The organism is Sulfurimonas sp. HSL3-1, assembly GCF_039645995.1.
Lineage (GTDB): Bacteria > Campylobacterota > Campylobacteria > Campylobacterales > Sulfurimonadaceae > Thiomicrolovo > Thiomicrolovo diazotrophicus.
The window spans coordinates 1885180-1909447 of sequence record NZ_CP147920.1; the positions used below are offsets into that span (position 1 = coordinate 1885180).

Below are 24268 nucleotides of genomic sequence, written 5' to 3' on the forward strand. Positions count from 1 at the left end.
GAGAGATTATTTCTTAAAGCGGAAGGATTCGGCTTCGAGCAGGGCACGCAGCTTTTCGCTGCATTCGCCCTGGAACTCCATCCACGGCGTTTTGTAGCTGCCGCCGGAGCCCAGTTTTTTCTTCAGCCGTTTCAACAGAGCCTCGGCATCGCCCTTCTCCAGGGCAAAGGGGCCGACCAGTGTCACGGTTTTTCCCCGCCGCTTTTCGCGCTTGAAGACGAGAAAATGTTTTTCCGGTGCGAGCAGCTCCTGCGGCGTTTCCGCTTGGCGCTCTTGCACTTCCGACCAGCCGCTGCCGAGGTCCCCGCCGATAAAGAGGTCAAGCTTCTTACCGCGGCTCATGGGCTTCTCCGATATATTCAAACCGTTTGATGCAGACACCTTCGTGGGGGATACATTCGGTAAACATCGCCAGGGGACGCACCCAGAGCCCATGTTCGCCGTAGAGGGCGCGGTAGACGACGAGCTCCTCCTCCGTTTCGGAGTGTTTGGCCACGCCGAGCACTTCATAATGGTTCCCCTTGTAGTGCTGATAGAGGCCCGGTTTAAGCACCGACGACCTTTTGAGAGAGGACACGCATCCCGTTCGCTTTGTAGGCACCGGCGTCGATGCTCTCCATCACGGTGTCGGCGTCGCAGCAGTGCGTATCGTAGAGTACGACGATCACCTCATCGTCTGCTTGCAAGAACGTCGTCTCGCCGTAAGCCGTGTAGCGCGTCGCCCCGATGCTGATGATCATCTTCTCGGGGTACCCCGCCGCTGCAAGATAGGAGAGCACCGGCTCCAGCGGGCCGGTATCCGTTTGCATATTGAGCTGGTTAACGATCCAATCCGTGAGCTTGGTGTGAAAATAGCTGTATCCCGTCAGCGCGGCGTCTTCGCCGTAACGGTGCAATTCGCTGCCGCGTCGCAGGAAAGAGGCGATGTGCCAGCTGTCCATCACACCGCTTTCAGCAAAGGTGTCAATGGGCGTCATCTCCGCTCCGAGGCCCTTGCTCATCGCGCCCCAGTTCTTCTTCTCCGAGATCTTCCTGGCCCCCGGGCGGCGGATGGAGCAGTCGTTGTAGGGGGCGAAGCGCTCCGGTGTGATCGAAACGACCTGCCCGTCTTCATAGCGCAGACTGCACTCCAGCGCCACTTCCGGTTCCGCCTGGACGTTCAGCGCGGCGTCTTCGGGCAGTTTGATGGTATCGGAGGAGAGAGGGTAAACGCCGATCTGCCCGTCACGGCCCGGCATGTAGAAGGGAAAGATCCCTTTGGGACCGTTTTCATCGGCGACCTCGAGGTTTTTGAAATCCTCGATCTCCCCGGCCTGTTCCAGGTGCAGGGCAAAGTTGCCGGCGATGCCGAACCCGGCATAGGCGTTAAAGTTTTCCATTCTCTTTCGCCTCGACGTACTCTTCGTAGCTGCCTTTGAAGTCGTTGTAGGTGCCGTCGGGGTTGAGCTCGATGATACGCGACGCGAAGGCGTCGAGGAGTTCGCGGTCGTGGGAGACACAGATGACGTTGCCGTCGAACTCGAACAGCGCCTCGCCCAGCGCGACGATCGCCTCAAGGTCGAGGTGGTTGGTCGGTTCGTCCATGACAAGGAAGTTCGGACCTTCAAGCATCAGTTTGCTCAGCATCATCCGGTGCTTCTCGCCCCCGGAGATGTTCGTCGCCGCTTTCTCCTGCTGCTCGCCGTTGAAGAGCATACGCCCCAGGCAGTTGCGGATCTCGGAGATGTCCGCCTTCGGATCGAAGGCGCGCAGCCAGTCATAGAGGGTGTCGTCGCTCTTGATGCGGTCAGTCGTGTCCTGCGGGAAATAGCCCGGCTCGATCGTCGCGCCCCATTTGACCTCACCCACTTTGGGCTTGAGCTCCTCCATGATGATCTGGCACAGCGTCGTTTTACCGACACCGTTCGGGCCGATCAGCGCGATCTTCTCGCCCGGCTCGATGTGGAGGCTGATGTTATTCAGGACCGGGCCCTCGCCGTAGTCGTGGCTTACATTAAGGACGTCCAGAGCCTCGTCGCCCATCTGGCGTTTGGCTTTGAAGACGATGCTGGGGTCGCGGCGGGAGGAAGGCTTGATATCCTCAATCTCCAGTTTCTCAAGCTGTTTCTGGCGGGACGTCGCCTGCTTCGCTTTGGAGGCGTTGGCGGAGAAGCGGCGGACGAAGGCCTCAAGCTGCTCTTTTTCTTTCAGCTTCTTATCGCGCTCCATCTCCATCTGCTTCGCCATGACGTTCGCGGCAATGTACCAGTCGTCGTAGGTACCGGTGAATTCGCGGATCTTCTGGTAGTCGACGTCAAGGATGTTCGTGACGACGGCGTTGAGGAAGTGGCGGTCGTGGGAGATGACGACCATCGTCCCCTCGTGGCGCTGCAGTTCGTTCTCCAGCCAGCTGATCGTTTCGATGTCGAGGTTGTTGGTCGGTTCGTCGAGGAAGAGGACATCCGGTTTCGGGAAGAGCACCTGGGCCAGCAGAACTTTGAATTTGTCGCCGCTCGGCAGCGAGGACATCAGGTCATGATGATTTTCTGCCGGGATGCCGACGTTCTCGAGGATCTTCGTAATGTTGACGTCGTACTCGTACGTCGGGTCCTCTTCCACGCTGATCACTTCCAGCTCCGCCAGGCGGTTGTTAACGGCGTCGTCTTCGAAATCGCCGTTGGTGTAAAGCTCCTCTTTCTCCTTGATGGCATCGTAGAGGCGCTTGTTGCCGTACAGTACCGCGTCGGCGATGGTGAAATCTTCGAAAGCGAACTGGTTTTGACCGAGGACACCGACTTTCAGACCCGATTCGATGGAAATCTCGCCCTCAAACTCTTTGTCCTGGCCGCTGAGGATCTTGAGAAAGGTCGTTTTCCCGGCGCCATTGGCCCCGATCAGACCGTAACGCTTATGCGGATCGAGTTTGAGGTTGATGCCTTCGAACAGCACGCGGCTGCCGAAGCGTTTTGTCAGGTTTGTTACTTGTACCATTATGTCATCGCTTCTTTTATTTTTTCGCGATTATACCATACAGCACTTTTTGTATTTTTTGCCGCTGCCGCAGGGGCAGGGATCGTTCCGCCCGACCGAGGCTTCGTAGAGGGTGCCCTCGTCGTAATACCAGCGGCCGTCAATGCGGCGGAAGGTGCTCTTTTCGTGATGCACCCGGATGGGGCCGTCGCCCTCCCGGTAGAAGGCTTTAAAGTTCACCGTGGCATCCGCGCCTTGCACTTGCGATGCGAGCACTTCCAGTCCCAGCCACGTCGTCGCTTCCGCGTGCTGCCGGATCAGTTCGGCATCCTCGGGAACCTGCTTCTGGGGAACGGTCGTCGCGACGAGGTATTCCCCCGCCCCCACGACGTAGGCGCTGTAGCGGGAGCGCATCAGCGCTTCCGCCCCCGGTGCCGCCGCAATGCCGTCTATCAGCGGCGCACAGCACGCCTCAAACGTTTTTCCGCTGCCGCAATAACATTGCATGCGCCCTCCTTCAAATCATGGTCGCATCATACCATGCAACGCGGTCAATGCACTAGGCTTGGGAACGGTAGCGGTTCAGCAGGGCGCAGTGGCGTGCCCGTTCGTAGTGGGAGGGAGTCAGTGCAACCCCTTCGAGGCGGTGCAGCATCCCGACGAGCTGGTCATAATCATCAAAAGTCAGGCGTTCGCCGTGCAGGACGCGTCTGGCCATTTCGGAGAGGACGGCATCACTGGAATATTCGGGAAAGAGCATCCGGAAATGAGCATAGACAACCGCGAAGCTTCCCCCTTCCGGGGCAAAGCGCTCAGCGACGATCTGATGGGCGCTATTCGCTTCCAGCCCTTTGGCAACGAGCGCTTCGGCAACGGCCTTGCGCACTTCATGTTCGGACTGCTCCGCGTTGCGGACAGTTACCGCGTTCGGACGCAGCGGTACGGCAAGCAGCAGGTTACCCGCCAGAATCAAAGAGCCCATAACTGTCATGACCGGTCGCATACATTCTCCCTTGCCGTAAATTTTGTATTGGAACAGTCTACCGTTAAAGGGTAAACGGTTCTAATGCCGCAGTGAAAGCCCTGGATTCAGGCTATAATTCCGTATGACTTATACAATCGAAGACGAGTACATTGAACTCTATAAACTCATTAAACTGCTCGACCTCGTCGACAGCGGCGGGCAGGCCAAACAGCTGATCGAAGACGAGCTGGTCTACCGCAACGGCGAGATCGAAACCCGCAAACGGGCGAAGATCCGCCCCGGTGAAACCATCCACATCGGCGAAGTGACCATTAAGACCGTCTGAGGCGTGTTCATTTTCCGGAGTGTTAATGCGCCTCTAAATGGCCCCTTTGCTATAATCGCGCCATGATTAAAACATTTGCCCAACTCCTCGCAGAGGAAAAAATCGACACCATTGAGAGCGCCCTGAACGTCGCCCTGGACAACGCGAACGAATCGCCGTTCTGGTCGCAAAAGGTCACCCCCCTGGCGCATGCCGTTCTTTCCGTCCTGGTACCGCTGCGCGATCAAGGGCTGCTTTTCAATCCGGAAGGCAAACCCCAGCCCGCTTTGACGCCCGCACTCGTACTGCGCTGGTGCGACCTTGTCAGCCTCAAGACCCTGGCCTTTACCCTGCAAAAAAGCAACGAAGCCTCTCGGCTGCTCCGCACCGCTCTTCCCGACGAAGCGTGCGCAGCCTATGCGCCCGTCGACCTGACCGTGCTCGGCACCTACCTCAGCGGCTACACAGTCAACCTCGAAAACGAAGCGCTCGACTTCCCGATCGCCCACTACAACCTGCACACGGGCATTGCCGGTGCGCTCGAACCCCTGATGAAATAAAGGCAGAAGATGATGACGCAGGAACACCCGGCCCTCAAAACCGAACAGTATCTCAACCCGACGGAAATCGCCGCGCACCTCGAAGGCGTCGAATACATCGTCATGGCAGCCCCTGCCGTGCGTGACGACGCCAAAGCACCGATCCACTTTACGCTCTTTCTCAATACCGCCGACAATCTGCCCGCCGACATTCAACAGGCCGTCCTCGACAAGTTCGCCGACCAGTACGGTTTCCGCGATATTGCCGACCTCTTCAGCCAACCCGACCGCGTCGCCTTTGCCGTCACAAACCAGGAGACACCGATGCCGCTGCACGTCTTCAAACCCGAAGACAAAATGCGCCTTCCCTCGACTGTGATGTTCATAATGGATTTTGAAGCCGATTCGGACAACTTCCCGGAGGTCAAAGAGAAACAGCTGACGGGCTGGACCTACGCTTACGAAACGGCCTAACGCGGGCCGTGCCCTTATCGGGCCTCAACGTGATATAATTTTGTCACTACCACGACAAAGGAATCCTCTTGTACAAACGCTTCATGATCCTCGCTGCCCTTATCGTTCTCGTTGGCGGCTGCAGCAAAGTCACCAAAGAGAACTACGACAAAATCGACTCCGGCATGAGCTACGACGAGGTTGTCAAACTGATCGGGAAACCCGAAGGGTGCTCGGAGACCCTCGGCATCAGCAGCTGCCAATGGAAAAGCGACGGCGCCGTCATTGACATCAAGTTCATCTCCGACCAGGTGACATTCACCTCGGCCAAAGGACTGAAGTAACCCTTCCCCCTCTGCTTCCTATGGGAGCAGAACATCCCTGACGATTCTTGCTTCGTCTCCGTAAGCTCTTTTCAAACGCTACCGTATAAACAAAACGCCCGACACGGTCAATGACATTACAACCGTCACCGGTCTGTTCACGAAAAATACAAAGAGGTGGAAAAAAAAGGGGAAAAATAGCGTGGAGAAGAAGGTGGGGAGCCGCCTGTAACGGGCTCCCTGCAGATACGCGGGGGCGTTACATCATCCCCGGCATACCGCCCATACCGCCCATGCCGCCCATATCCGGTGCGGCCGGCTTCTCTTCCGGGATCTCGTGGATCGTCGCTTCCGTCGTCAGCAGGAGGCTGGAGACGGAGGTTGCGTTCGTCAGGGCGACGCGCTCGACTTTGAGCGGGTCGATGATGCCTGCTTCGAACATGTCGACATACTCGCCTGTTGCCGCGTTGAAACCGACGTTCTCGCTCGCAGCCGTCTCGATACCGTTGACGACGACGCCCGTGTCAAAGCCCGCATTGGCAGCGATCTGCTTGACCGGTGCTTTGACGGCGCGCAGGATGATCTCGTAGCCGATCTTCTGGTCGCCTTCGAGGTCGAGCTGCACCTTGGACGCGGCACGGATCAGTGCGGCACCGCCCCCGATAACGATCCCCTCTTCCACGGCGGCTTTTGTCGCGGAGAGCGCATCATCGACGCGGTCTTTTTTCTCTTTCATTTCCGTCTCGGTCGCGGCACCGACCTTGATGACGGCAACCCCGCCGGAGAGCTTCGCCAGGCGTTCCTGGAGCTTCTCTTTGTCGTATTCGGAAGTCGTCGCCTCGATCTGCGTCTTGATCTCGTTGATACGCGCCTGGACCGCCGCGCTGTCGCCGATACCGTCGACGATGGTCGTGTTGTCCTTGTCGATGACGACGCGGGACGCCTGACCGAGGTCGGCAAGGTTCGCGGATTCCAGCGTACGGCCGATCTCCTCGGAGATCACCTGGCCGCCGGTCAGAATCGCGATATCCTGCAGCATCGCCTTGCGGCGGTCACCGAAGCCCGGTGCTTTGACCGCGGAGATGTTGAGAATGCCGCGCAGTTTGTTGACAACCAGGGTCGCCAGTGCTTCGCCTTCGACGTCTTCGGCGATGATGAGCAGCGGACGGTTCGTCTTCTGAATCTGCTCGAGGACCGGCAGCAGGTCTTTAAGGTTGCTGATCTTCTGGTCGAAGAGCAGGATGAACGGGGTTTCAATCTCCGCGATCATCTTCTCGCTGTTGGTGATGAAGTAGGGGCTGAGGTAGCCGCGGTCGAACTGCATCCCTTCGACGACGTCGAGTTCGTCGCTGATACCCTTGGCCTCTTCAACGGTGATAACACCGTCCTGACCGACTTTTTCCATCGCTTCGGCGATCATGTTGCCGATTTCGCTGTCGGAGTTCGCGGAGATCGTCGCGACCTGGGCGATCTCGGTTTTGTCCTTAATGGACTTGGAAATGGCTTTGAGCTCGGCGAGGATCGCTTCGGTCGCTTTGTCCATGCCGCGCTTGACCTCTACCGGGTTTGCGCCGGCGGTAATGTTGCGCAGGCCTTCCTGGAAGATGGCGTTGGCAAGGACCGTTGCCGTCGTCGTACCGTCACCCGCCTCGTCGGCCGTGTTGGATGCGACCTGCTTGACCAGCTGCGCGCCCATGTCTTCGAGCGGATCTTTCAGTTCGATCTCGCGGGCGACGGAGACGCCGTCTTTGGTGATATTCGGAGAACCGAAACTCTTCTGGATCAGGACGTTGCGTCCGCGCGGTCCCATAGTGACCTTGACCGCGTCTGTCAGCTTTTGTACGCCTGCGGCGAGGGTATTGCGTGCTTCATCCGAAAAATGAATCTCTTTTGCCATTTTCTGTCTCCTCTAAAATTTATTTGATAATTCCAAAAATGTCGTCGGCATCCATGATGAGATACTCCTGACCGTCAAGGGAAAGCTCGTTGCCGGAATACTTGCCGAAGACAACGGTATCGCCGACAGTGATGGTCTCGACGTCGCCGCCAATTGCTACAATCTTGCCCTGGGAAGGTTTCTCTTTTGCGTTGTCCGGGATGATAATCCCCGAAGCGGTGGTCTGAGCGTCTTCCACGCGCTCGACAAGCACACGGTTACCAAGTGGTTGAAAGTTCATGTGTTCTCCTTTGCGTTACAAAGCACAATGTGCCATATTTTTTACGCGCTAATTTTACTTTATAGGTATTGAATTGTCAAGAAGTTTAGTCGATTTGGCTAAAGAATAGTTAGCCTTTTAACATATAAACTGTTTAGCTAAACTATTGCCGAAAACAAGAGGAGCACTTTTAGGAAAATCTAAGGACTCTGCAACTATAATTTCGGTCTTTCAAACGGATGTCAAGGTAGCTCAGCTGGTTAGAGCGCTGGTCTCATAAGCCGGAGGTCGAGAGTTCAAGTCTCTCTCTTGACACCATCCACCTAGAAACTCTCTATTTACCGAGCTTCCAGATTTAAGAATTGGTCACTGTGCCCAAGCTGTGCCCAAACGTGTCACTTCAAGAGAACTTTTTATTTAGAAACGTGCCATGTTTCACGCCGTCTTTCTTGATATATCTGGTGTACCGTCTCAAGGTCATTTCTGGAGTTGTGTGCCCCATCATACTACTGACCCAAAGTACATTTTCGCCGTTCGTAATCATCATACTCGCAAAGGTATGACGCATCTGATATAAGGTTCTATACTTGACACCAGCTTTTTCAAGCGCGTTTTTCCAGTGTGGAAGGCGTATTTTGCTCGAATCAAAATAGTGCGTATTCGCTTCGTTTAAAAAGACAAACGTGCCCCACTCCCCTGTCTGCTCGTACTGGTCACGCAGATAAGGCATAAGCACATCGAGGATCTCGATCTCCCTGATACTGCCCGCCGTTTTGGGTGTCGTAATCAATCCACGCCCCACTGTCGCCTTGATACTTATCGTAGCAGTGTCAAAATTTACGTCTTCCCATCTGAGCGCCAAGATCTCGCCGATCCGCATCCCTGTAAAGAAGCCCACGGCGAACATATTGGCAAAGTGCCCTTCGGCAGTATCCAGAATCGCCCTGATCTCCTCAAAGGAAAACGGCTCAATCGCTGCGGCCTGCTGCATGGGGAGCTTCGCCATCTTCCGAGCGGGGTTTGATCCAATCAACTCGTCATTGACCGCGTCTTCCAGAATGACACTCAGCACGGAGCGGATATCCCTGATCCGTTTCGGGGAAAGCCCTTGCTTCTCAAGCATCTCCGATTGCCATAGCGAGAGCATGGAGGGTTTGATCTGGTCGAGCTTCTTCTTTCCGAAACGGGGGAGAATGTGCTTTTTGTAATTTGACATCATGCGTACAAGCGTCGAGGGCTTTCGGGTGTTCCGGTGCAGCTTGAAACTGACCTCCGCGAACGCTTCGAGCGTAGGCATCTTGTTTGTCTCTTCGGTTTCAAAGAACATCCCATGATTGAGTTTAAAAACAATCTCGGGAATGATTTGTTGCTCGGCTATCTTGCGGTTGCGTTTCGTATCATCGAGTTCGAGGCTTCGTCTATACCTCTTTGATTGATGATAGAACGTTATCCACAATCTGCCGCTGCGACTGGTGAGCTTCATCGGTATCCTTTCCGACCACCCAAGAGTCAATCGCAACTCTATCAAAGAGTATTTTACCCGTTCGGTTATGAAAGTGGACTCCCTCGATAAAGTATTCATCCTTGATCTTGTAGATACGGTCTCTGGAATAGCCGAGATACTCGGCGAGTTCTTTGACGTTGAGCCACCGTTTGGCAGCACCCTTGTCCATCTCCTTTTTCATCAGCTCGATGATCTCAAGAATCCGCGGGAGCATCTTGAGGTGTTCAAGTTCTATCTCCATGACACACCCCTTAAAAATCCCGTCTCAGACCGCGACGGACAAACTCGTTGAAGACCGCGGTATAGTGGTAGCTCAACTCCTCATAGTAGAGATCTCCAATCTCGGTCTGCTGCATCTCAAGTTCAAGCCGTCTTTCCAAGCTCTCAAGCGCATCCCTGTTCAATGCTTTTAACTCCTCCTCAAAACTCTCCGGCGGGTATTTCGGGTGCAGCTCTTTGGCGTTGCGTCTGAGTTCGAGTTCATCCCGTGCCTTTTGCAGCACATCGAGGAAGTAAAAAAGTGTCGGGTGATTGCCGTGTACGAGTAGGCGAGTAATGATGCGCTTAATCGAGCGTTCGGCATCTTCCAGACTGTAGCGGCTGCTGATCTGTTCGACCTTCTCCAAAGGGGTGTCAACCTGCATGAATGCGTCAATGCTATAGCCCTCTTTGATCTCTTGCCAGATCTGCAGTGTCTTTGCCCTCTTGCGGTTCGCTTTGAGTTCTGACGCGCTCAGAGTGTCGGGGTCGATAAGACGGATTAGCTCACACGCTTTAGTGAACAGTTGTTCTGCGCGGGCAAGTGCATCCTCTATCGTGTCGATTCCGTATTGCCGGAGATATTCGCGGTGCATCTCGAACTCGACATTGAAGATGGGGCCTTTGAGATCCAGACCGTTAACGCCGAAATGGTTTAGCATGATCTCACGTTTGATCTCGCTTGCGCTTTTCATCTCCGCTTTCTTGTTGTAGATCCGGAGCAAGAAGGGTTTTTTGCCGACATAGTAGGTTTCCAATTCATAGCCGCTTGAACGCTCCGAGATATTAGCGCTGTGGTTCTTCTTCTTTGAGAGGATGTACTCCTTTCGCAGATACTTGAAATCGTGCTGCACAAACGTATTGAGGTCGATACGCGTGATCGGGTAATAGCCGCTTGTGACCTCATCCAACAACTTCGAGTTGATGTACTCGATCAGACTCTTTATCCCTAGCGTGTAGATCCCTACGGCGTTGAGCTGGATACGGATATTGTGGATGGACGGGTTTTTCTCGCTGTCTTTGAAACCTGCACGGAAGAACTCGTGTCCGAACCACTGAAAGCCGTCACGCCCTGCCCCGCTGTAGATCATATCGATCCCGTTGATAGGGATGATAATGTCGCTGTTCTCATAGGCAAAGTTCAGAGAGTCAAAATAAGCCTTTTTCTCCTCGATCTTTTCCATGATGCTTTCAAAGAAGCGATCATAGAAAGCACCGCTTTGGGCGAAGTAATAGAGTGCATCGATCCCGCTGAGCATCGGTGTAGGATTAGGCCCTTGCATGGGAGCCTCCTCTGCGACGTTCAATGTCAGCGTTTAAGAGAGTACTTTGACTTACGTGAGGGGGTGTTACTATAACCCCCTCCCCTTTCGGCAGCCCTCCGGCGACACCCTTTCGCGTAATGCCGCGCAAGGGCTTTCGCCGGAAGCTGTCGTTGATGGTGTGGTGGGTCGCCGGCATAGCCGGCTCCGGTTGGTCTGTACATTGAAAGCAGACGTTTTGAGTTCTTACTTCCATGTCACACCCCGTAAAAGGTGCATTGACCGAAATAGGAAACATCGACTTCGACTTGCTTGCCTTCCATGCCTTGATACTTGGCAGCTTTTTCGGAAGGGATGGTCAAATCGAGCAGTTCGGACTTGGTTCCGTTTTTGACTGACTTCTCAATCAGTACTTGGATGCGTTTCTTCTGAACGGGGGTTCCCGTTTCTTTGTCGGTGTATGAGCTTTCATACTGTCCGATGAGGACACCTTTGATTCTAATGGACATGGTCAATTCCTTGAATTGGATTAACCAAAGCGCTTTGGTGTTTATAGGTTTTGCAACAGTTACATGGAAAATTTTAGGGAAATATATGATTTGTGTTTAGTCGACTAAGTAGGGTTTATAAAAGTCTCTATAGTTTAACTTTTTCTGAATTTGTTTAATTCTTTTGTGACCTCTAACATGTATCTCTCTGTAAAAGCGATCTCTTCGTCTGACCGCTCAATCTTTAACCGTTTATCTGTAAATTCATATAAACGTAACCCTTTGAAAAATGCTCTTTCTCGTATAGGCACTTTCGCTTTTGCGGTATTAACCAATGGTTCTTTTCCTATTAACTCAGGAAAAACAATCATAGAAGATAAATGTGCCACTTCAATCACCTTCCCCAAAGGAGCCGTGTAATTTGAAACCTTATTAAATATACCGACTACATACGCGTACCAGCTAATGTAGAAATCACGCTTAGAAATAGTCATATCACTATCAATATAAGGCTCCAACTCGCCAAATGCTCGAATATAGGGGATATCACCGTGTTCTTGAACGATCTGTGAAAAATTATATATTGCACGACTTATTAGTCGAAAATCATCAACATATAGATTAATGATTTTGTCTTTCCATTCAACTACTTCATTCTTTGCAAAAGGGTTAATCACAGCAACATCATCTTTTAGAAATTTGATCTTGTCTGCATACGCAGTATTAGTATTTAAGGCTATGTCGATATTCCTCTCTTGAGGCTTTGCCTCCGCGAGAAGATCCCGTTTTGCCATTGCATCAGCATGCATCTTTCCCCAGTGAATCAAGTTTACCAACGACCAAAGTTCTGTTTTCTTCTCGACAATAATAACTCTGTCATATTCTAAAAGATCATAAAGTAGATATATGAGATTAGATAGATATTGATCCTCCTCATCACCAGATGATTGGCACTCGTCTAGTATTTCTCCATAAGTCGCGTCAAACAATACTCGTGCCTCATTCATATCAACAAATTTTCTATCATAAATTCCAAGTTGCTTACGGTCCAGGTACGGTTTCAACAACTTTCCCAACAATGTTTTGACTACATGAAAAGGGATATTGGGTTCAAGCCTGTGGAAGGCTTGTTTTATTGCGAATGTGATTATTGCTGGAGAATTCACCTTACTATCGATTGCATTCAATGATTCATATAAATCTGTGACCACCTCATACTTCAGACCAGACAATTCGTACATATCTTCATGCTTCCCAAGATTTTATTCAACAGATCTGTTCTTCTCAATAGTTAGAGTTCAAAATACTTCTTAATATCTTCAACAAGCTTCTTCATCGACATAAAGTTTGTCACATCAGCAACGGAACAGATATAATGTGCCGCTTCTAGTTTTTTTTCTTTTTGCACAGTCTGGAAAAAGATAAAATCCTCAGTCTGCAAACCTTTATCGATACAATAATCATTGAAGCTAATATCCAAATCTCGAAATCTATTGTATTCAACAACATCATCTTTCCGCTTCAACCAACCTTGTGAAGAGAAATATTCCCAAAACTCAGAATCAAACATTTCTTCTATGGCGAAGGGAATCTCAATCCCCTTTGAAAAAATCTTTATTAGATGTGCAGGCTTATAATCTGCGAGCTTCATGACTTTAAAATTATTGCGGTTTCCAACATATCCGTTGATTGACCCAATTGCGCTCTGTGTGGCCCGATCAAAATCAAAGAGACCAATAGCTTTTTTATTCTGACGTCCAAAATGCCAACTCAACAACATATCTTTTACCCAGTTATAGCCCCCTCCATTCTGTTCTGCACATTGAACATCAACCAATGACAAAATTTCAGGTGCATATAATTCAATAGCCTTATGAAGTATCATCTTATCCGTAGGACCTTCGACGAATACAGTATGTTTCTCTGATTGTTGTATAAACTGTAGTGCTTTTTCTTCGAAAAGCCTTGTTTGTTCATACACTTGAAAAGCACTTTCAAACTCTCTAAACCGTTCAGAACTTATTTCCATTCCGTAAGGCATATCTACAATCATCACATTTTCTGCACCTAACCTCGACTCCATTCCAAGTACAAAAAGTGGTGAATGAGTAGTAATGATGAACTGTATTTTTGGGAAAAGAGCAATTAGATTAGGGAGCGTTTGAGACTGGAGATCAGAATGTAAATGTAAATCAACTTCATCGATTAAAACAATACCCTCTATTTCATTCAACTGTGTATTCTCTCCGTGATCACCATACCTCATGACTGTAAGAAATACATTTAATAGAACTGATTGTCCCATTGAAAGATTCGTTATTGAAGGCACAATAGTTTCAATCCAACTACCTGTCTCGTCGACTTTGCCTATTGAAATTCTGTTATAAGATCCTTTCGTTCTATGTCCAATACCAAACCTACAATGTTCTACTCCAAGAATTGCCCGAATAATGCTATTCACACTTGCCCAAATATTTGAATCCCCATATAGATGACTATCTAGAACAAGATCCATCAACCAACTGCGGTTTTTTTCCATGGAAGAAGCAATCAAAATTGGCTTCTTCAACTTATCAACAAATTGACTTTCGAACTTGAAATTTTCATCCGAATATATCTCTGAATTCATCCAATGTGGTACTTCAAACCTATTAGAGGGGAAAAAACAATATGTATTTTTTTTGAAATCATCCTTTGAACCTGCCACGTCATCACTGATAATTTTAAAAATCTCATCCGTCTTGAATGGCAGGCTAAACACATTGTTCGTTTTAGTCTTAATATCAACAAGTGAAAGTTGTCCATTTTTATCAATATATTGATACTTTGTACCATTGTTCTCAAATTCGAAAAAGCATAACCCGTATGGGCGTCCTGTCTTGGTATTGACACTCCCAGAGATTTTGAAAAACTTATGGCCAGTAGCTGTTCTCGTTAATACATCATCAAATGACTTTGCTGCAAACTCCATTAATGCATCAGCAATAGAAGAAAGCAATGTAGTCTTACCACTTCCATTTTCACCAACCAATATTATAGGGGTCGGGTGACCAACACTACTAAATCTAGCCTCTAAGTCAATTCTGTCAATGGGTCCGTAATTTTCAACTACAATTTTTTTTAAATACATTTTGGCACTTTCACACTATTTTTGTTTAAAGAACATTATACTACGAAGCCCTATTCTTCTTGCACCTCTATACTGTTGGTGTGGTCAAAATGTCAATACGGACCTTCCAAGTTTTAAAGTATTAATCATCCTTATGACAAAATACATTGAGTTCAAAGCCACCAAATTTTTGCGCTAGAAAAGTACCAAAATGGAAAATAGATTAAAATCACTATTGACTACTTCTGAAAAATTAGTAAAGTTAAAAACAGAAGTAGAAGAAGCTTTTGGAGTTCCAGCATTATTCTATATAAATCCAACATTATCACATTTAGGAGGCTATGATCATATAAGGGCACAACCAACATTTGTCTTTCACCCCGATCACATTAATGAATCAAATATAGCCCACGAAATGATTCATGCATTACAAAAGAAATCTGGTTTTCCAATAATCATCAAAGACTTAGTAAATGACAAACGTTTTACTGTTATTCAAGAACTAAATTCGAATCTCTTACATATTAACCTTGTTGAGCAGATGTCGAATAGGGGTATTGATGTAAAGCCATATATTTCATCCACCATCACAAAGCTACAGAACTTCATACATAATAAAAGTGATGTAAAAAAAATGAGGAGCATCGGCATCCCCAGAACACACTACGATGCAATAGTATTGTTACGCCTTAAATATGAAGCAGTCTATATTCCTGAGAGTAGGAAACGAAAGACCTACCGGCTTTACAAATCCAGATATCCAGAGGCTTATGACCTTTTTACAGAACTCGTCAACATAATTGACACATACAATATGCATGCCCCTGAAACAACGAAAGAAGCCTTTAAAAAATGTCTGCAACTCTTACAAAAAGAAGCTGACTATAGCATGTATATAAAATTACTAAATGACTAATTGATTTACATAATATAGTCATTTATTACAATACAAAAAATGTACCTATACTGTGCCCAAAAACGACTATTTTTGCAGAAATGAAGAAATTTGATAGAGGTGCGATGCCCTATTTTGCGGTCTTTTGTATTTTATTTAAGTCTTATTTAAGCTTCTCTCTCTTGACACCATCCACCTAGAAACTCCCTATTTACAGAGCTCCCAGATTCAAGCACTGCTCACTATGCTCATACGTGTCATTTCGAGAGAACTTTTTATTTAGAACCGTGTGATGTATCACGCCTTTCGATCGGGACGATCTTTTGCTCTACTTCTCTCTATTTTCAAGTTTCATGATGGTCTCAGTCAGATAATTTCGTATCTCCTTTAATGAATCACGCACCTGTACATATTTTTCTCTTATTTCCGGTTCATCAAAATAGAAATCGTCGCGATCGTACGTACCGATTTTGTTCAGGTTTTCGGCAGCCATGTCGATATGCTGAATACGCTGTTCAATACTTCTTATGAGTATTTTTTGATGATGGTTTGACATTGAGTTTCCTTTGATTTTAATATGCGAATCATTTAACTGCAGATTATGTTCGAAGCGTGCCCATCTACGGCACTGGCGTTCTGCCGGTATCTATATTAGTGCGTTTTCCTGATATAGAAAGCCGCGTAGTTTTGTTCCGTATTTCTTGGCGTTGTATGGACAAAATCTTCGGCTTCGATAAGCTCCAACCCTTCGGGGAGTTCTGCCGCCATCCTTTCCCGATCATAGCGTATCGTACTCAAACCGGCACATTCGGTTTCCCCGTCAGCGGCAAAGGTATTGATGATGGCGGTTCCGCCGGGAAGCAGAGAGGCATGCAGGACCGCAAAATACTTTTGGCGCTCAGTCGCCTCCTGCAGAAAGTGGAACATCGCCCTGTCATGCCAGACCCGGAACTGCTTCTGAGGGTTGAAATTGACGATATCCGAACAGACATAATCGGGGATGTCCGCATCCAGCGCCAGTCTATCCCGCACGATCTGCAGCGAGGCTTCGGACGCATCCAGCAGACAGAGGTTACGGTACCCCTTCGCAATAAGATTGTCGACCAGCAAAGAGGCGCCGCACCCCACGTCGATGACGGCATCCTCCGCGCCCGAAAATCGCTCTATCTGTGCAAGGGATTTGGCGGGAGTGGTTTGATGCCATAAGACATCGGTATAGGTTTTTGACCTGAAAAGGTTGTCCCAGTGCTCCCGGCGTACAGCATCGGGCAGAATCTTGTTGACGTCTTTTATTGTGTCCCCCATAGGTTTCCTTTGGCACTCCACTTTTGAAGCGAAAAAAGTCTATCGTACGGAGCGTTAAGAAAGCCCCAGCTCTTTGTCGATGCTCTTCTGGTCGAAGCCACAGATCCAGCGGTTGCCAATGAGCACGACCGGGACGCCGCGGCAGCCGTGGCGCATGCAGTCCTTGGCCGCCTTGGCGTCTTTGGAGATGTCGATGGTGCGGAACCTTATGCCCTTGCCCTTGAGGTACTTTTTGGCCGTTGCACACCAGGAGCATCCCGGCGCCGTAAAGAGGGCCACGGGCTTCTGGCTTTTCGGTTTCGGCTTGCCGCCGGCTTTTGACGCGGCTGGCCTGGCGTTTCCGGGCTTTTTCCCCTGCGGTCTGCTTTTGGGTTTCTCCGCCATCGCTTTGTCGCCCTACTCTTTCGTCACGATGTAGAGCTGCTCATGGTTATACTTTTTGAGCAGGTCCATGACCGTCACAAAGTTCTGAAAGGTCGCATCTTTGTCGCTGCGCAGCACCACCGTCTGGTCTTTGGGGATCTCCGCAATACGCTTTTCAAGCTCCGCGACGCTGATCGGCGCTTTGTCCAGGTGGTACTTCCCGTCCTTGGTAACGTAAACGTCGATCTCTTTTTGGTCCTCTTTCTTGTCCGCGGACTTGGCGTCGGGCAGTTCCACGGGCAGGATCCCCTGCTTGATGAACGTCGCCGTCGTCACAACCATGACCAGCAGCACGAGGAGGATGTCGATCAGCGGGATGACATTGATCTGATCAAAGCGTTTACGCTGCATCCCGCTGATTCCCTTTTTGCGTGTTAACGTCCCAGTAGGTAAGCAGACGCTCCATCTTGCGCAGCAGCGCGGTATAGAAGACGATGGAAGGGATCGCGACGAGGATACCGAAACCGGTTGCCTTCAGCGCCAGCGCCAGCCCCGTCATAACCTTTTTCGTATCGACCGCACCGATCTCGCCAAGGCCGTAGAAGGTGATCATAATCCCGAGGATCGTTCCCAGCAGACCGACGTAGGGCGCATTGGCACCGATCGCCGAAATCGTGGAGAGGTTGTCGCTCAAATCAAGCTCCAGCAGCTCCTTGCTGTCATAGGATTTGACATCGACGCCCCTGTAATACATCAGCCGCTCGATGAAAAGCCATAAAGCGATCACACTCATCACCAGCAAGGTGCCCATGACTCCATAGTCCAACAACTGTTCTGCCAACTCCAACCAATTACCCTGCATCTTCTGCTACCTCCGCTAAATTTAATGTTACCGTCGTCCCCTGCCCCGGCGTCGAATCGATACTGAGCCCGATCTTGTGCCGGTCGCAGTAGCGTTTGACGAGATCGAGACCGATCCCGTAACCCGGCAGGGAGTCGTCGCTTTGATAGTAACGGTCAAACACTTTGAAGAGTTCGACCTCGTCCATACCGCGCCCTTCGTCGCTGATCTCCAGGCGTTTGGCCTTCAGGCGCAGGCTTATCGTCGTCCCTTTTGGGGAGTTCTTGACCGCATTGTCGATCAGATTGTCCACGACTTTAATGAGGCCCATTCTATCGAGTTTCAGACTAATGGGCTCTAAATCACACGCCAGCGTCACACCGGGGTAGATCTCCTGCAGCGCCTCGCAGCGCTCTTGCAAAAGCGGGGCGACCGCAACGGTGTCGATCCGCTCTTTTTGCATCTGGCTTTTGATCAGGTAGTCCAGTTCGTCGTAGCGGGCCTCAAGGAGTTCGCAGGCCGAGGCGATCCGTCCGATCCGTTTGCGCGCCTTCTCATCCGTGCACCCCTTCTCGAGCATCTGGGCGTTCGTTTTGATCGTGCTGACAGGGATGTTCAGCTCATGCAGCGTCTCCTTGGAAAAGCGTTCCAGGGTTTCAAAATGGCTGATAAGCGGTTCGATCGCGATCTTGGAGAACATCCACCCCAGCAGCAGCGCAAAGGGCAAGGCGATGAAGAGCAGCGAGACGATGGAAAAGATCTCGAACTGCAGTTGGAGGACAAAGACCCCGGCGACGATTGTCAGTACCGAGACGACGTAAAAAAAGGCGATTGCCAGGAAGAAGTTACGAAACAAGGCGATACCCTACTCCACGGATATTTTCGATCATCTCCGCGCCGATCAGCTGTTTGATCCGGTTGATGTAGACGCGTACGGCCCCTTCGCTCCCCGCTTCGCCGGCGCTCCAGAGCACCTCCTCGATCATCGCCTTCGTGACGGTCTTGTTGCAGTGACGCATCAGCAGGGTCAGCAGGTCGTACTCTTTACGCGTCAACTCGAGGGGATCGCCGTCAAAGAGGACGGTATGATGCTCCGCGTCATGGCAGAGACGCCCGTTGCAAAGCCCCTCGAGCCGGCCGCTTCGGCGCAGCAGCGCGGTGATACGCCACAGCAACTCGTCGTTGTCAAAGGGTTTGGTCACGTAGTCGTCCGCTCCGGCCGTGAAGCCGTCTTTGCGTTTCTCTTTTTCTTTGTGCGACGTCAGGAAGATCGTCGGCGTCGTATCGGCCGCGGAACGCAGTTCGGAGAGCAGCGTCAGGCCGTCGACCTGCGGGACGTTAATGTCGAGCAGATAGAGGTCGAAACTCTCTTCAAACGTCACATCAAGCGCTTCCTGACCGTTACGGCACCACCGTACGCGGTAGCCCTCATCCTCAAGCAAGTCGCCGAGCGTCTCGCCCAGCAGCAGATCGTCTTCAAGCAGGAGGATGCTGGCCGTCGTCATAGCACGTCTTCGATACTCCAGCCGAGCGTTTCGCCGGCGAACATCGGAACGACGTCGCCGTATTTGGCCGGAACGGTGAAGGGGGTGTCGGAGAGGGTCACCTCTTTAAACTCGGGGCAAATGCCGTAGATACTCTGCGCATTGTCGCTGACAAACGCCTGCAGGTTCTCCAGTTTACCGTATTGGTCGAAGAGCTCGCACAGTGCCTGCAGCGCGATAGGCGCCGTAAAGACGCCGGCGGCACAGCCGCAGGCCTCCTTTTTATGCTGCGGGTGCGGCGCGGAGTCGGAACCGAACATGACCTTCGGATGCGCCTCAAGCGCCACTTCAAGCAACGCCTCGCGGTCTTCGGGGCGCTTGGCGATCGGTTTGCAGAAGAGGTGCGGCCGCATCAGGCCGCCGGCAACGTCATCGAGGGTGATGAGCAGATGATGCAGGGTGATCGTTGCGTAGAGATTGGGGTACTGCTCCAGCATGTCCACCGCCGCCTTTGTCGTAATGTGCTCCATCACGATTTTGAGGTCGGGGAAGTTGGAAGCGAGCATCTCGTAAACGTTCATAAACTCCGCTTCGCGGTCCATGACGAAACCGTCGGTCTCGCCGTGGATCAGCAGCGGGATCTCCAGGGCGCTCATCGCCTCGAGGGTCGGACGCATGGCATCAAGGTCAAAGCTGCTGACACCGCCTTCGGAGTTCGTCGTGATCCCGGCGGGGTAGAGCTTGACGGCGAAGATGTCGTCGCGCACCTCTTCGAGGAAATCGCGCTCATAGTGCTGGTAGAAAAGGGTCATCATCGGCTCGAAGTAGTCCGCGTTCGTCGTTTCAAACAGATCGTCCTCGTCGCTCAGCGGCGTTCCGAGGGCCGTGAAGATACGCTCTTTATAGGCTTGAACATCCTCTTTTGTCGTGACCGGCGGGACGAGGTTCGGCATGACGACCGCCCCGCTGAAGCTGTAGGCGCTGAGCGGAGCGACCGTCTCGAGCATTACTCCGTCACGGAGGTGGAGGTGCATGTCCAATGGCATTAAAAGCGTATGTGTTTTCATCAAAATCCTTGAAGTCTTAATCAATACTTTATTCTAACATTTCACGGATTTATTTGAGCACAAAGCGGATCGGGACATGCAGTGTCAGCGCGTGTTTCGGGTGCGGCAGACGGCCTGAGAGCGACGTAATCGTACGAACAGCGGCCCGGTCCAGAATGGCGCGGGCATGCCGCTCGACCGAGACGTCATGAACCGTGCCGTCCGTTTCCACCCTGAAGCTGGCGATGACCTCTCCTTCGATATGGCGTTTGCGTGCCATCCGCGGGTAGTAGAGGTGACGCTGCAGCAGCTGCGCAATGACAGCCAGATGCTCATTCATGTAACTTTCGCTGCTCTGCTGCGCAGCAGTATCTGCCGCTCCGGTCTGCGCCGCAGCGGGCGCTTCGGCCGTGCTTTCCCCTTCGGCCGCCGCGACGGGCTCGGCTTCCTCTATCACTTCCACCGGCGTATCGGGCTGTGTCTCTTCAATGACCGGTGCCGGTTCCACCTCCGGCTCCGCTTCGACAAGCGGTACCGGTTTGACCGCAGGGGCCTTCATCACAACCGCCGGCTTGACGACCTCCCTACGCTTTACGACCTTCTTCGGCTCTCTCTTCCGGACGGGGGCAGGCTTTGCAACAGCTGGCGCCGGCGTTACTGCCTGCTCGCTCTTCTTCGGCGGCAGCGTCGGCGCCACCCGCGACAGTGAAAGACAGTAGTGCGGGGCCTCAGACGAAACCGACAGCGGAATTTTCGGCAGCACGACGATCAGCAACACGATGCCGATCACCAGGTGCAGTGACAGTGAAACCAGAAATGCCTGCGGGGAACGTGCCATGCCGTATCCTAACCGAAAAGTATTACAAAAGTATTAATCTGCTTCTGCTATGATTGCGCGATGTACGAGAGACTTAAACGCCTGATACGGCCTGAAAAAAACAGCTCCGAACCGCTGACGACCGACCTGCATTCGCATCTTGTTCCCGGCATCGACGACGGGGCCAAAGACCTTGAAACATCACTGAGCCTCGTGCGTTCCCTCTACGACCTGGGGTACCGCCGCCTGATCACGACGCCGCATATCATGATGCACCGTTTCCCCAACTCCCGCGACACGATCCTGCACGGACTCGACACGCTGCGCACTGCGGTCGACGCCGAAGGGATCCCCGTGAGCATCGACGCGGCCTCCGAGTATTATGTCGACGAGCACTTCCGTGAACTGATTGAAAAAGAGGAACTGCTCACCTTCGGCGAAAATGAAGTACTTTTCGAGCTCTCCTATGTGATCCCTCCCATCGACCTTGAGACCATCGTTTTCGAACTCCAGGGCCGCGGCTACCAGCCGGTGCTCGCCCACCCCGAGCGCTATCTCTATATGCACAAGGATGAAGAGGCTTATCCCCGCCTCAAGGAGAAGGGCGTCCGCTTCCAGGTCAATATCAACTCCCTGGGAGGGTACTACTCCAAACCGGTGCAGAAAGCCGCCCGCCGTCTGATGGATCAAGGATGGATCAGCTACCTCGGATCCGACACCCACCACCGGCGCCATATCGACGCCCTGACCAAAACGCTGCATACCGACGTTGTCGCCAAGGTGCAGCGTAACAATACTCTCCGCAACAACACTCTTTAAACGGCGCGTTTACGTATAGTACTTGTCGCCGCCGTACTTGTAGCCGTAACCGTAACCGTAACCGTAGTTTTTCTCAATATCTACGCCGTTAAAGATGATACCGACATGATCGATCTTGTGCTCCTGCACCAAACGGTCCAGCCCGCGGACAAACTCTTTTTTCGAATAGCCGTAGCGTGTCACCAGCAAAGACACATCCGCCTGGTGCATCAAAATCGCCGCATCCGTCACGAGACCGACCGGCGGGGTATCCAGGATAATGTAATCATAGCGTTCGCGCAGCGTCTGCATCATCTCTTTGGCATAGTCGGACATAATCAGCTCCGACGGGTTGGGCGGGACAGGGCCGGCGGCAATCACGTCCACACCATCCTGCTCGGAGTGCTGAATGATTTCATCCAGATTATGACGGTGACTCAGCAGGGTGCTTAGTCCCTTGTCATTCCTGAGATCGAAATATTCGCTCAGTTTCGCCCGCCGCATATCGAGATCGAGCACGACAACTTTTTTCCCGCTCTTCGCATAGATCGTCGCCAGGTTTGCGGAGACCGTCGTCTTCCCCTCCCCCGAAACTGTCGAGGTGACGACGACCGTCTTGTGCGCCTTGTCACTGCGCATGAACTCCAGATTGGTACGCAGGGCCCGGAACGCTTCATAAAAAATCGAATTGAACTTCTTGCCCTTGACCGTCGGAATCATTCCGTACACAGGGATATGCGTCAGGCGTTGAATGTCCTCCTGGCTTTTAACCGTGTTGTCAAGGAACTCACGCACGAAGGCGTAGAAAATCCCGAGGATAAAGCCGAGGATCAGACCGACGACCGCAATAAGCGCACGCTTCGGTTTGACCTGTTCATCCGATTTCGGCAGCAGAGCCGAGTCGATGATCCGTGTTTTGGAAACCGTCGAAGAGCGCAGGATCGCCGTTTCGGCCCGTTTTTCCAGCAGGAAACTGTAGATCTTCTCATTGACCATCGTTGTCCGGGTCAGGTTGACGAGCTTCTGCTCCTGTCCGGGCAGTGCTTCGAGCGACCGCTTGTAATCATTGACAATCTTGGTCAAGGCATCTTTTTGCTGCTGGATCACTTTCAAGGAGCTGTCGATGGTGAAGAGAATCGATTTGCGCATTGAACTGATGGACTCGGAGAGCTTAACGACATCGGGGTGCAGCTCCGTATATTCGACCAAGAGGGTTTTGCGCTCTACCATTTTCTCTTTCAGGTCGGAGATCATCGCTACAAGGTCCTGATTGGCGAAGCCTGCCGATCCCAGTGCAATTCCGGAAATATCCGCATTGTTCAGCATATACTGCTGCAAGTTGGCGAGAACGCTCTCTTGAATATCGAGTTCCTGGAGTTTGCTTTCGTATTCGCTCAATTTATCCGTCGTGATCGACGCTTTTTGCGAAATATCGACGACGATGTTACTCTGTTTGAAGCGCTCCAGATTCTTTTGCGACGATTGCAGCGCTTTGTTGATGGCGTTGAGCTGATCGTCGATAAAAGCGAGGGTATGGTCCGCCTCGGCCGTTTTGCTTTCAATCTCCTGATCCAGATAGGCCCGTGTGACCGCATTGGCGATCTCCTGGGCACGCAGCGGGACGTTATCCTCATACGAAATGATCATAATCGAACCCATTTTGGATGCCAGGGATGTCGTCAGATTCTCCTGGAGCATTTCCCACATCTCTTGATTCGGCGTAACACTGAAGCTGTACTCATCTTCTGTCAGCTCCGTAATACGGTTCACCTTGAGTTTAAACCACGGTGACGAGATCAGCTCGCCGTATCGATGCGTTCCCTCATAAATGACGGGCGCATGCTCCGGCGACGGCAAGAGGCCGATTTTGCGCAGAATTACCCGGGGATTCAGCATCGAAGGGGGATCGATTTTCAGTTCGAAACGCTCCTGATCTATTGGAATCAGCTTTATACGGGCCCCGTAGGCATCCTCATCAATAAAGGTTGTCGTAACGATAAAAGGCGAATTTTTGTAAAGCTCTGTTTCCCGGAAATGCTTGTTCGTAAAGTATCGGGTGCCGATATCGAGGTACCCCAGCGCTTTTTGCAGCAAGAAACGCGATTTGATCACAAGCTGTTCATTGTCAAGGTTGACGCCGCTGATCCCGAAGGCCTGCGACATAATATCCATATTGCCCAATCCGCTGCCGAACTTGTTGCTCTCCTCCTGGACTTCGATCATTGTGCTGACCCGATAGACGTTGGGGGTGATATAGGCGAAAATAGCCGCCACAAACGCGATAACGACCGTAAACGTCATAACCGCAATTTTGCGGCGCCAGATTGTTGCAAAAAGCGCTTTCAGATCGATTTCATCATCTTCAATAGTTGTCATGTTATCCTGTGCC

30 protein-coding genes and 1 tRNA gene are annotated in these 24268 nt (G+C 51.4%); 7 read left to right on the top strand and 24 right to left on the bottom strand.

What is annotated here, in order from left to right; all coding sequences use genetic code 11:
* Positions 1-6 precede the first annotated feature (6 nt).
* The 6 genes from WCY31_RS09705 to WCY31_RS09730 are packed head-to-tail and all read right to left on the bottom strand — an operon-like array spanning position 7 to position 3952.
* Positions 7-342 carry a translation initiation factor gene (locus tag WCY31_RS09705; protein WP_345969589.1) on the bottom strand — a complete coding sequence of 112 codons (336 nt, stop codon included), beginning with the start codon at positions 340-342 and terminating at the stop codon, positions 7-9.
* Positions 329-553 carry a DUF1653 domain-containing protein gene (locus tag WCY31_RS09710; RefSeq protein ID WP_345972221.1) on the bottom strand — a complete coding sequence of 75 codons (225 nt, stop codon included), beginning with the start codon at positions 551-553 and terminating at the stop codon, positions 329-331. The genes WCY31_RS09705 and WCY31_RS09710 overlap by 14 nt, the downstream gene beginning before the upstream one ends.
* Complete coding sequence (locus WCY31_RS09715) at positions 546-1379, bottom strand: DUF5718 family protein (protein WP_345972222.1); 834 nt, start codon at positions 1377-1379, stop codon at positions 546-548. The genes WCY31_RS09710 and WCY31_RS09715 overlap by 8 nt, the downstream gene beginning before the upstream one ends.
* Positions 1366-2970, bottom strand: coding sequence for an ABC-F family ATP-binding cassette domain-containing protein (locus WCY31_RS09720; protein ID WP_345972223.1), 1605 nt, complete (start codon positions 2968-2970; stop codon positions 1366-1368). Before WCY31_RS09720 ends, WCY31_RS09715 begins: the two co-directional genes overlap by 14 nt.
* Positions 2971-3000: 30 nt before the next feature.
* Positions 3001-3456 (bottom strand): YchJ family protein, encoded by a 456-nt coding sequence (locus WCY31_RS09725; RefSeq protein WP_345972224.1) that lies wholly within the window; start codon positions 3454-3456, stop codon positions 3001-3003.
* 52 nt (positions 3457-3508) lie between these two features.
* Positions 3509-3952 (bottom strand): hypothetical protein, encoded by a 444-nt coding sequence (locus WCY31_RS09730; RefSeq protein WP_345969594.1) that lies wholly within the window; start codon positions 3950-3952, stop codon positions 3509-3511.
* Positions 3953-4055: 103 nt separating this feature from the next.
* On the opposite strand from WCY31_RS09730, the gene WCY31_RS09735 reads away from it, so the two are divergent.
* From WCY31_RS09735 to WCY31_RS09750, 4 genes are all read left to right on the top strand, one after another.
* Positions 4056-4259, top strand: coding sequence for an RNA-binding S4 domain-containing protein (locus WCY31_RS09735; RefSeq protein WP_345972225.1), 204 nt, complete (start codon positions 4056-4058; stop codon positions 4257-4259).
* A 62-nt stretch (positions 4260-4321) separates the two neighbouring features.
* Positions 4322-4798 (top strand): hypothetical protein, encoded by a 477-nt coding sequence (locus tag WCY31_RS09740; RefSeq protein ID WP_345972226.1) that lies wholly within the window; start codon positions 4322-4324, stop codon positions 4796-4798.
* Between the two features lie 9 nt (positions 4799-4807).
* The gene (locus tag WCY31_RS09745) at positions 4808-5251 is read left to right on the top strand and encodes a hypothetical protein (RefSeq protein ID WP_345972227.1); all 444 of its coding nucleotides are present in this window, start codon (positions 4808-4810) and stop codon (positions 5249-5251) included.
* Positions 5252-5334: 83 nt separating this feature from the next.
* A complete protein-coding gene (locus WCY31_RS09750; RefSeq protein WP_345972228.1) occupies positions 5335-5574 on the top strand; it encodes a DUF3862 domain-containing protein in 240 nt (79 codons plus the stop codon).
* Positions 5575-5812: 238 nt separating this feature from the next.
* Here the strand turns inward: WCY31_RS09750 and groL are convergent, their stop codons facing one another.
* Together groL and groES are read right to left on the bottom strand one after the other, a co-directional pair.
* Entirely contained in the window at positions 5813-7450 is a 1638-nt protein-coding gene (groL, locus tag WCY31_RS09755) for a chaperonin GroEL (RefSeq protein ID WP_345972229.1), read from the bottom strand.
* Positions 7451-7469: 19 nt separating this feature from the next.
* The gene (groES, locus tag WCY31_RS09760) at positions 7470-7730 is read right to left on the bottom strand and encodes a co-chaperone GroES (RefSeq protein WP_231018895.1); all 261 of its coding nucleotides are present in this window, start codon (positions 7728-7730) and stop codon (positions 7470-7472) included.
* A gap of 220 nt (positions 7731-7950) precedes the next feature.
* Here groES and WCY31_RS09765 point away from each other — a divergent pair.
* Positions 7951-8027, top strand: a tRNA-Met gene (locus WCY31_RS09765).
* A gap of 82 nt (positions 8028-8109) precedes the next feature.
* Here the strand turns inward: WCY31_RS09765 and WCY31_RS09770 are convergent.
* From WCY31_RS09770 to WCY31_RS09795, 6 genes are all read right to left on the bottom strand, one after another.
* Complete coding sequence (locus tag WCY31_RS09770; protein ID WP_345972230.1) at positions 8110-9192, bottom strand: tyrosine-type recombinase/integrase; 1083 nt, start codon at positions 9190-9192, stop codon at positions 8110-8112.
* Complete coding sequence (locus WCY31_RS09775) at positions 9128-9454, bottom strand: helix-turn-helix domain-containing protein (protein ID WP_345972231.1); 327 nt, start codon at positions 9452-9454, stop codon at positions 9128-9130. The genes WCY31_RS09770 and WCY31_RS09775 overlap by 65 nt, the downstream gene beginning before the upstream one ends.
* A 10-nt stretch (positions 9455-9464) precedes the next feature.
* Positions 9465-10754: a hypothetical protein gene (locus tag WCY31_RS09780; RefSeq protein ID WP_345972233.1), complete on the bottom strand. Its 1290-nt coding sequence runs from the start codon at positions 10752-10754 to the stop codon at positions 9465-9467.
* Positions 10755-10990: 236 nt separating this feature from the next.
* Positions 10991-11242: a hypothetical protein gene (locus WCY31_RS09785; protein WP_345972234.1), complete on the bottom strand. Its 252-nt coding sequence runs from the start codon at positions 11240-11242 to the stop codon at positions 10991-10993.
* 134 nt (positions 11243-11376) lie between these two features.
* Positions 11377-12462, bottom strand: a complete 1086-nt coding sequence (locus tag WCY31_RS09790) for a hypothetical protein (RefSeq protein ID WP_345972235.1) — start codon at positions 12460-12462, stop codon at positions 11377-11379.
* Positions 12463-12512: 50 nt separating this feature from the next.
* Positions 12513-14351: an ATP-binding protein gene (locus WCY31_RS09795; RefSeq protein ID WP_345972236.1), complete on the bottom strand. Its 1839-nt coding sequence runs from the start codon at positions 14349-14351 to the stop codon at positions 12513-12515.
* Positions 14352-14541: 190 nt separating this feature from the next.
* Between WCY31_RS09795 and WCY31_RS09800 the strand changes: the two genes are divergently transcribed.
* Positions 14542-15246 (top strand): hypothetical protein, encoded by a 705-nt coding sequence (locus WCY31_RS09800; RefSeq protein ID WP_345972237.1) that lies wholly within the window; start codon positions 14542-14544, stop codon positions 15244-15246.
* Positions 15247-15553: 307 nt separating this feature from the next.
* Here the strand turns inward: WCY31_RS09800 and WCY31_RS09805 are convergent, their stop codons facing one another.
* From WCY31_RS09805 to WCY31_RS09845, 9 genes are all read right to left on the bottom strand, one after another.
* Complete coding sequence (locus WCY31_RS09805) at positions 15554-15781, bottom strand: hypothetical protein (protein WP_345972238.1); 228 nt, start codon at positions 15779-15781, stop codon at positions 15554-15556.
* Positions 15782-15876: 95 nt separating this feature from the next.
* Positions 15877-16530, bottom strand: a complete 654-nt coding sequence (locus WCY31_RS09810) for a class I SAM-dependent methyltransferase (RefSeq protein WP_345972239.1) — start codon at positions 16528-16530, stop codon at positions 15877-15879.
* A 54-nt stretch (positions 16531-16584) separates the two neighbouring features.
* Entirely contained in the window at positions 16585-16914 is a 330-nt protein-coding gene (locus WCY31_RS09815; protein ID WP_345972240.1) for a glutaredoxin family protein, read from the bottom strand.
* A 12-nt stretch (positions 16915-16926) separates the two neighbouring features.
* Positions 16927-17304 carry a biopolymer transporter ExbD gene (locus WCY31_RS09820; protein ID WP_345972241.1) on the bottom strand — a complete coding sequence of 126 codons (378 nt, stop codon included), beginning with the start codon at positions 17302-17304 and terminating at the stop codon, positions 16927-16929.
* Positions 17294-17755, bottom strand: coding sequence for a TonB-system energizer ExbB (gene exbB, locus WCY31_RS09825; protein ID WP_345972242.1), 462 nt, complete (start codon positions 17753-17755; stop codon positions 17294-17296). Before exbB ends, WCY31_RS09820 begins: the two co-directional genes overlap by 11 nt.
* Positions 17745-18590: a HAMP domain-containing sensor histidine kinase gene (locus tag WCY31_RS09830; RefSeq protein WP_345972243.1), complete on the bottom strand. Its 846-nt coding sequence runs from the start codon at positions 18588-18590 to the stop codon at positions 17745-17747. The genes exbB and WCY31_RS09830 overlap by 11 nt, the downstream gene beginning before the upstream one ends.
* Entirely contained in the window at positions 18580-19239 is a 660-nt protein-coding gene (locus WCY31_RS09835) for a response regulator transcription factor (protein WP_345972244.1), read from the bottom strand. The genes WCY31_RS09830 and WCY31_RS09835 overlap by 11 nt, the downstream gene beginning before the upstream one ends.
* Entirely contained in the window at positions 19236-20285 is a 1050-nt protein-coding gene (pyrC, locus tag WCY31_RS09840; protein ID WP_345969660.1) for a dihydroorotase, read from the bottom strand. Before pyrC ends, WCY31_RS09835 begins: the two co-directional genes overlap by 4 nt.
* Before the next feature lie 49 nt (positions 20286-20334).
* Positions 20335-21102, bottom strand: coding sequence for a TonB family protein (locus WCY31_RS09845; RefSeq protein WP_345972245.1), 768 nt, complete (start codon positions 21100-21102; stop codon positions 20335-20337).
* 60 nt (positions 21103-21162) lie between these two features.
* Here WCY31_RS09845 and WCY31_RS09850 point away from each other — a divergent pair, with 60 nt between their 5' ends.
* Complete coding sequence (locus WCY31_RS09850; RefSeq protein WP_345972246.1) at positions 21163-21900, top strand: tyrosine-protein phosphatase; 738 nt, start codon at positions 21163-21165, stop codon at positions 21898-21900.
* Positions 21901-21909: 9 nt separating this feature from the next.
* Here WCY31_RS09850 and WCY31_RS09855 read toward each other — a convergent pair whose 3' ends face one another.
* Complete coding sequence (locus WCY31_RS09855; protein ID WP_345972247.1) at positions 21910-24255, bottom strand: GumC family protein; 2346 nt, start codon at positions 24253-24255, stop codon at positions 21910-21912.
* Positions 24256-24268 lie beyond the last annotated feature (13 nt).

What these genes read in the sequence shown, in the direction of transcription:
- WCY31_RS09705 (WP_345969589.1), bottom strand. Translation starts at nt 342, where the DNA reads ATGAGCCGCGGTAAGAAGCTTGACCTCTTTATCGGCGGGGACCTCGGC.
- WCY31_RS09715 (WP_345972222.1), bottom strand. Translation starts at nt 1,379, where the DNA reads ATGGAAAACTTTAACGCCTATGCCGGGTTCGGCATCGCCGGCAACTTT.
- WCY31_RS09720 (WP_345972223.1), bottom strand. Translation starts at nt 2,970, where the DNA reads ATGGTACAAGTAACAAACCTGACAAAACGCTTCGGCAGCCGCGTGCTG.
- WCY31_RS09725 (WP_345972224.1), bottom strand. Translation starts at nt 3,456, where the DNA reads ATGCAATGTTATTGCGGCAGCGGAAAAACGTTTGAGGCGTGCTGTGCG.
- WCY31_RS09730 (WP_345969594.1), bottom strand. Translation starts at nt 3,952, where the DNA reads ATGCGACCGGTCATGACAGTTATGGGCTCTTTGATTCTGGCGGGTAAC.
- WCY31_RS09735 (WP_345972225.1), top strand. Translation starts at nt 4,056, where the DNA reads ATGACTTATACAATCGAAGACGAGTACATTGAACTCTATAAACTCATT.
- WCY31_RS09740 (WP_345972226.1), top strand. Translation starts at nt 4,322, where the DNA reads ATGATTAAAACATTTGCCCAACTCCTCGCAGAGGAAAAAATCGACACC.
- WCY31_RS09745 (WP_345972227.1), top strand. Translation starts at nt 4,808, where the DNA reads ATGATGACGCAGGAACACCCGGCCCTCAAAACCGAACAGTATCTCAAC.
- WCY31_RS09750 (WP_345972228.1), top strand. Translation starts at nt 5,335, where the DNA reads ATGATCCTCGCTGCCCTTATCGTTCTCGTTGGCGGCTGCAGCAAAGTC.
- groL (WP_345972229.1), bottom strand. Translation starts at nt 7,450, where the DNA reads ATGGCAAAAGAGATTCATTTTTCGGATGAAGCACGCAATACCCTCGCC.
- groES (WP_231018895.1), bottom strand. Translation starts at nt 7,730, where the DNA reads ATGAACTTTCAACCACTTGGTAACCGTGTGCTTGTCGAGCGCGTGGAA.
- WCY31_RS09770 (WP_345972230.1), bottom strand. Translation starts at nt 9,192, where the DNA reads ATGAAGCTCACCAGTCGCAGCGGCAGATTGTGGATAACGTTCTATCAT.
- WCY31_RS09775 (WP_345972231.1), bottom strand. Translation starts at nt 9,454, where the DNA reads ATGGAGATAGAACTTGAACACCTCAAGATGCTCCCGCGGATTCTTGAG.
- WCY31_RS09780 (WP_345972233.1), bottom strand. Translation starts at nt 10,754, where the DNA reads ATGCAAGGGCCTAATCCTACACCGATGCTCAGCGGGATCGATGCACTC.
- WCY31_RS09785 (WP_345972234.1), bottom strand. Translation starts at nt 11,242, where the DNA reads ATGTCCATTAGAATCAAAGGTGTCCTCATCGGACAGTATGAAAGCTCA.
- WCY31_RS09790 (WP_345972235.1), bottom strand. Translation starts at nt 12,462, where the DNA reads ATGTACGAATTGTCTGGTCTGAAGTATGAGGTGGTCACAGATTTATAT.
- WCY31_RS09795 (WP_345972236.1), bottom strand. Translation starts at nt 14,351, where the DNA reads ATGTATTTAAAAAAAATTGTAGTTGAAAATTACGGACCCATTGACAGA.
- WCY31_RS09800 (WP_345972237.1), top strand. Translation starts at nt 14,542, where the DNA reads ATGGAAAATAGATTAAAATCACTATTGACTACTTCTGAAAAATTAGTA.
- WCY31_RS09805 (WP_345972238.1), bottom strand. Translation starts at nt 15,781, where the DNA reads ATGTCAAACCATCATCAAAAAATACTCATAAGAAGTATTGAACAGCGT.
- WCY31_RS09810 (WP_345972239.1), bottom strand. Translation starts at nt 16,530, where the DNA reads ATGGGGGACACAATAAAAGACGTCAACAAGATTCTGCCCGATGCTGTA.
- WCY31_RS09815 (WP_345972240.1), bottom strand. Translation starts at nt 16,914, where the DNA reads ATGGCGGAGAAACCCAAAAGCAGACCGCAGGGGAAAAAGCCCGGAAAC.
- WCY31_RS09820 (WP_345972241.1), bottom strand. Translation starts at nt 17,304, where the DNA reads ATGCAGCGTAAACGCTTTGATCAGATCAATGTCATCCCGCTGATCGAC.
- exbB (WP_345972242.1), bottom strand. Translation starts at nt 17,755, where the DNA reads ATGCAGGGTAATTGGTTGGAGTTGGCAGAACAGTTGTTGGACTATGGA.
- WCY31_RS09835 (WP_345972244.1), bottom strand. Translation starts at nt 19,239, where the DNA reads ATGACGACGGCCAGCATCCTCCTGCTTGAAGACGATCTGCTGCTGGGC.
- pyrC (WP_345969660.1), bottom strand. Translation starts at nt 20,285, where the DNA reads ATGAAAACACATACGCTTTTAATGCCATTGGACATGCACCTCCACCTC.
- WCY31_RS09845 (WP_345972245.1), bottom strand. Translation starts at nt 21,102, where the DNA reads ATGGCACGTTCCCCGCAGGCATTTCTGGTTTCACTGTCACTGCACCTG.
- WCY31_RS09850 (WP_345972246.1), top strand. Translation starts at nt 21,163, where the DNA reads ATGTACGAGAGACTTAAACGCCTGATACGGCCTGAAAAAAACAGCTCC.
- WCY31_RS09855 (WP_345972247.1), bottom strand. Translation starts at nt 24,255, where the DNA reads ATGACAACTATTGAAGATGATGAAATCGATCTGAAAGCGCTTTTTGCA.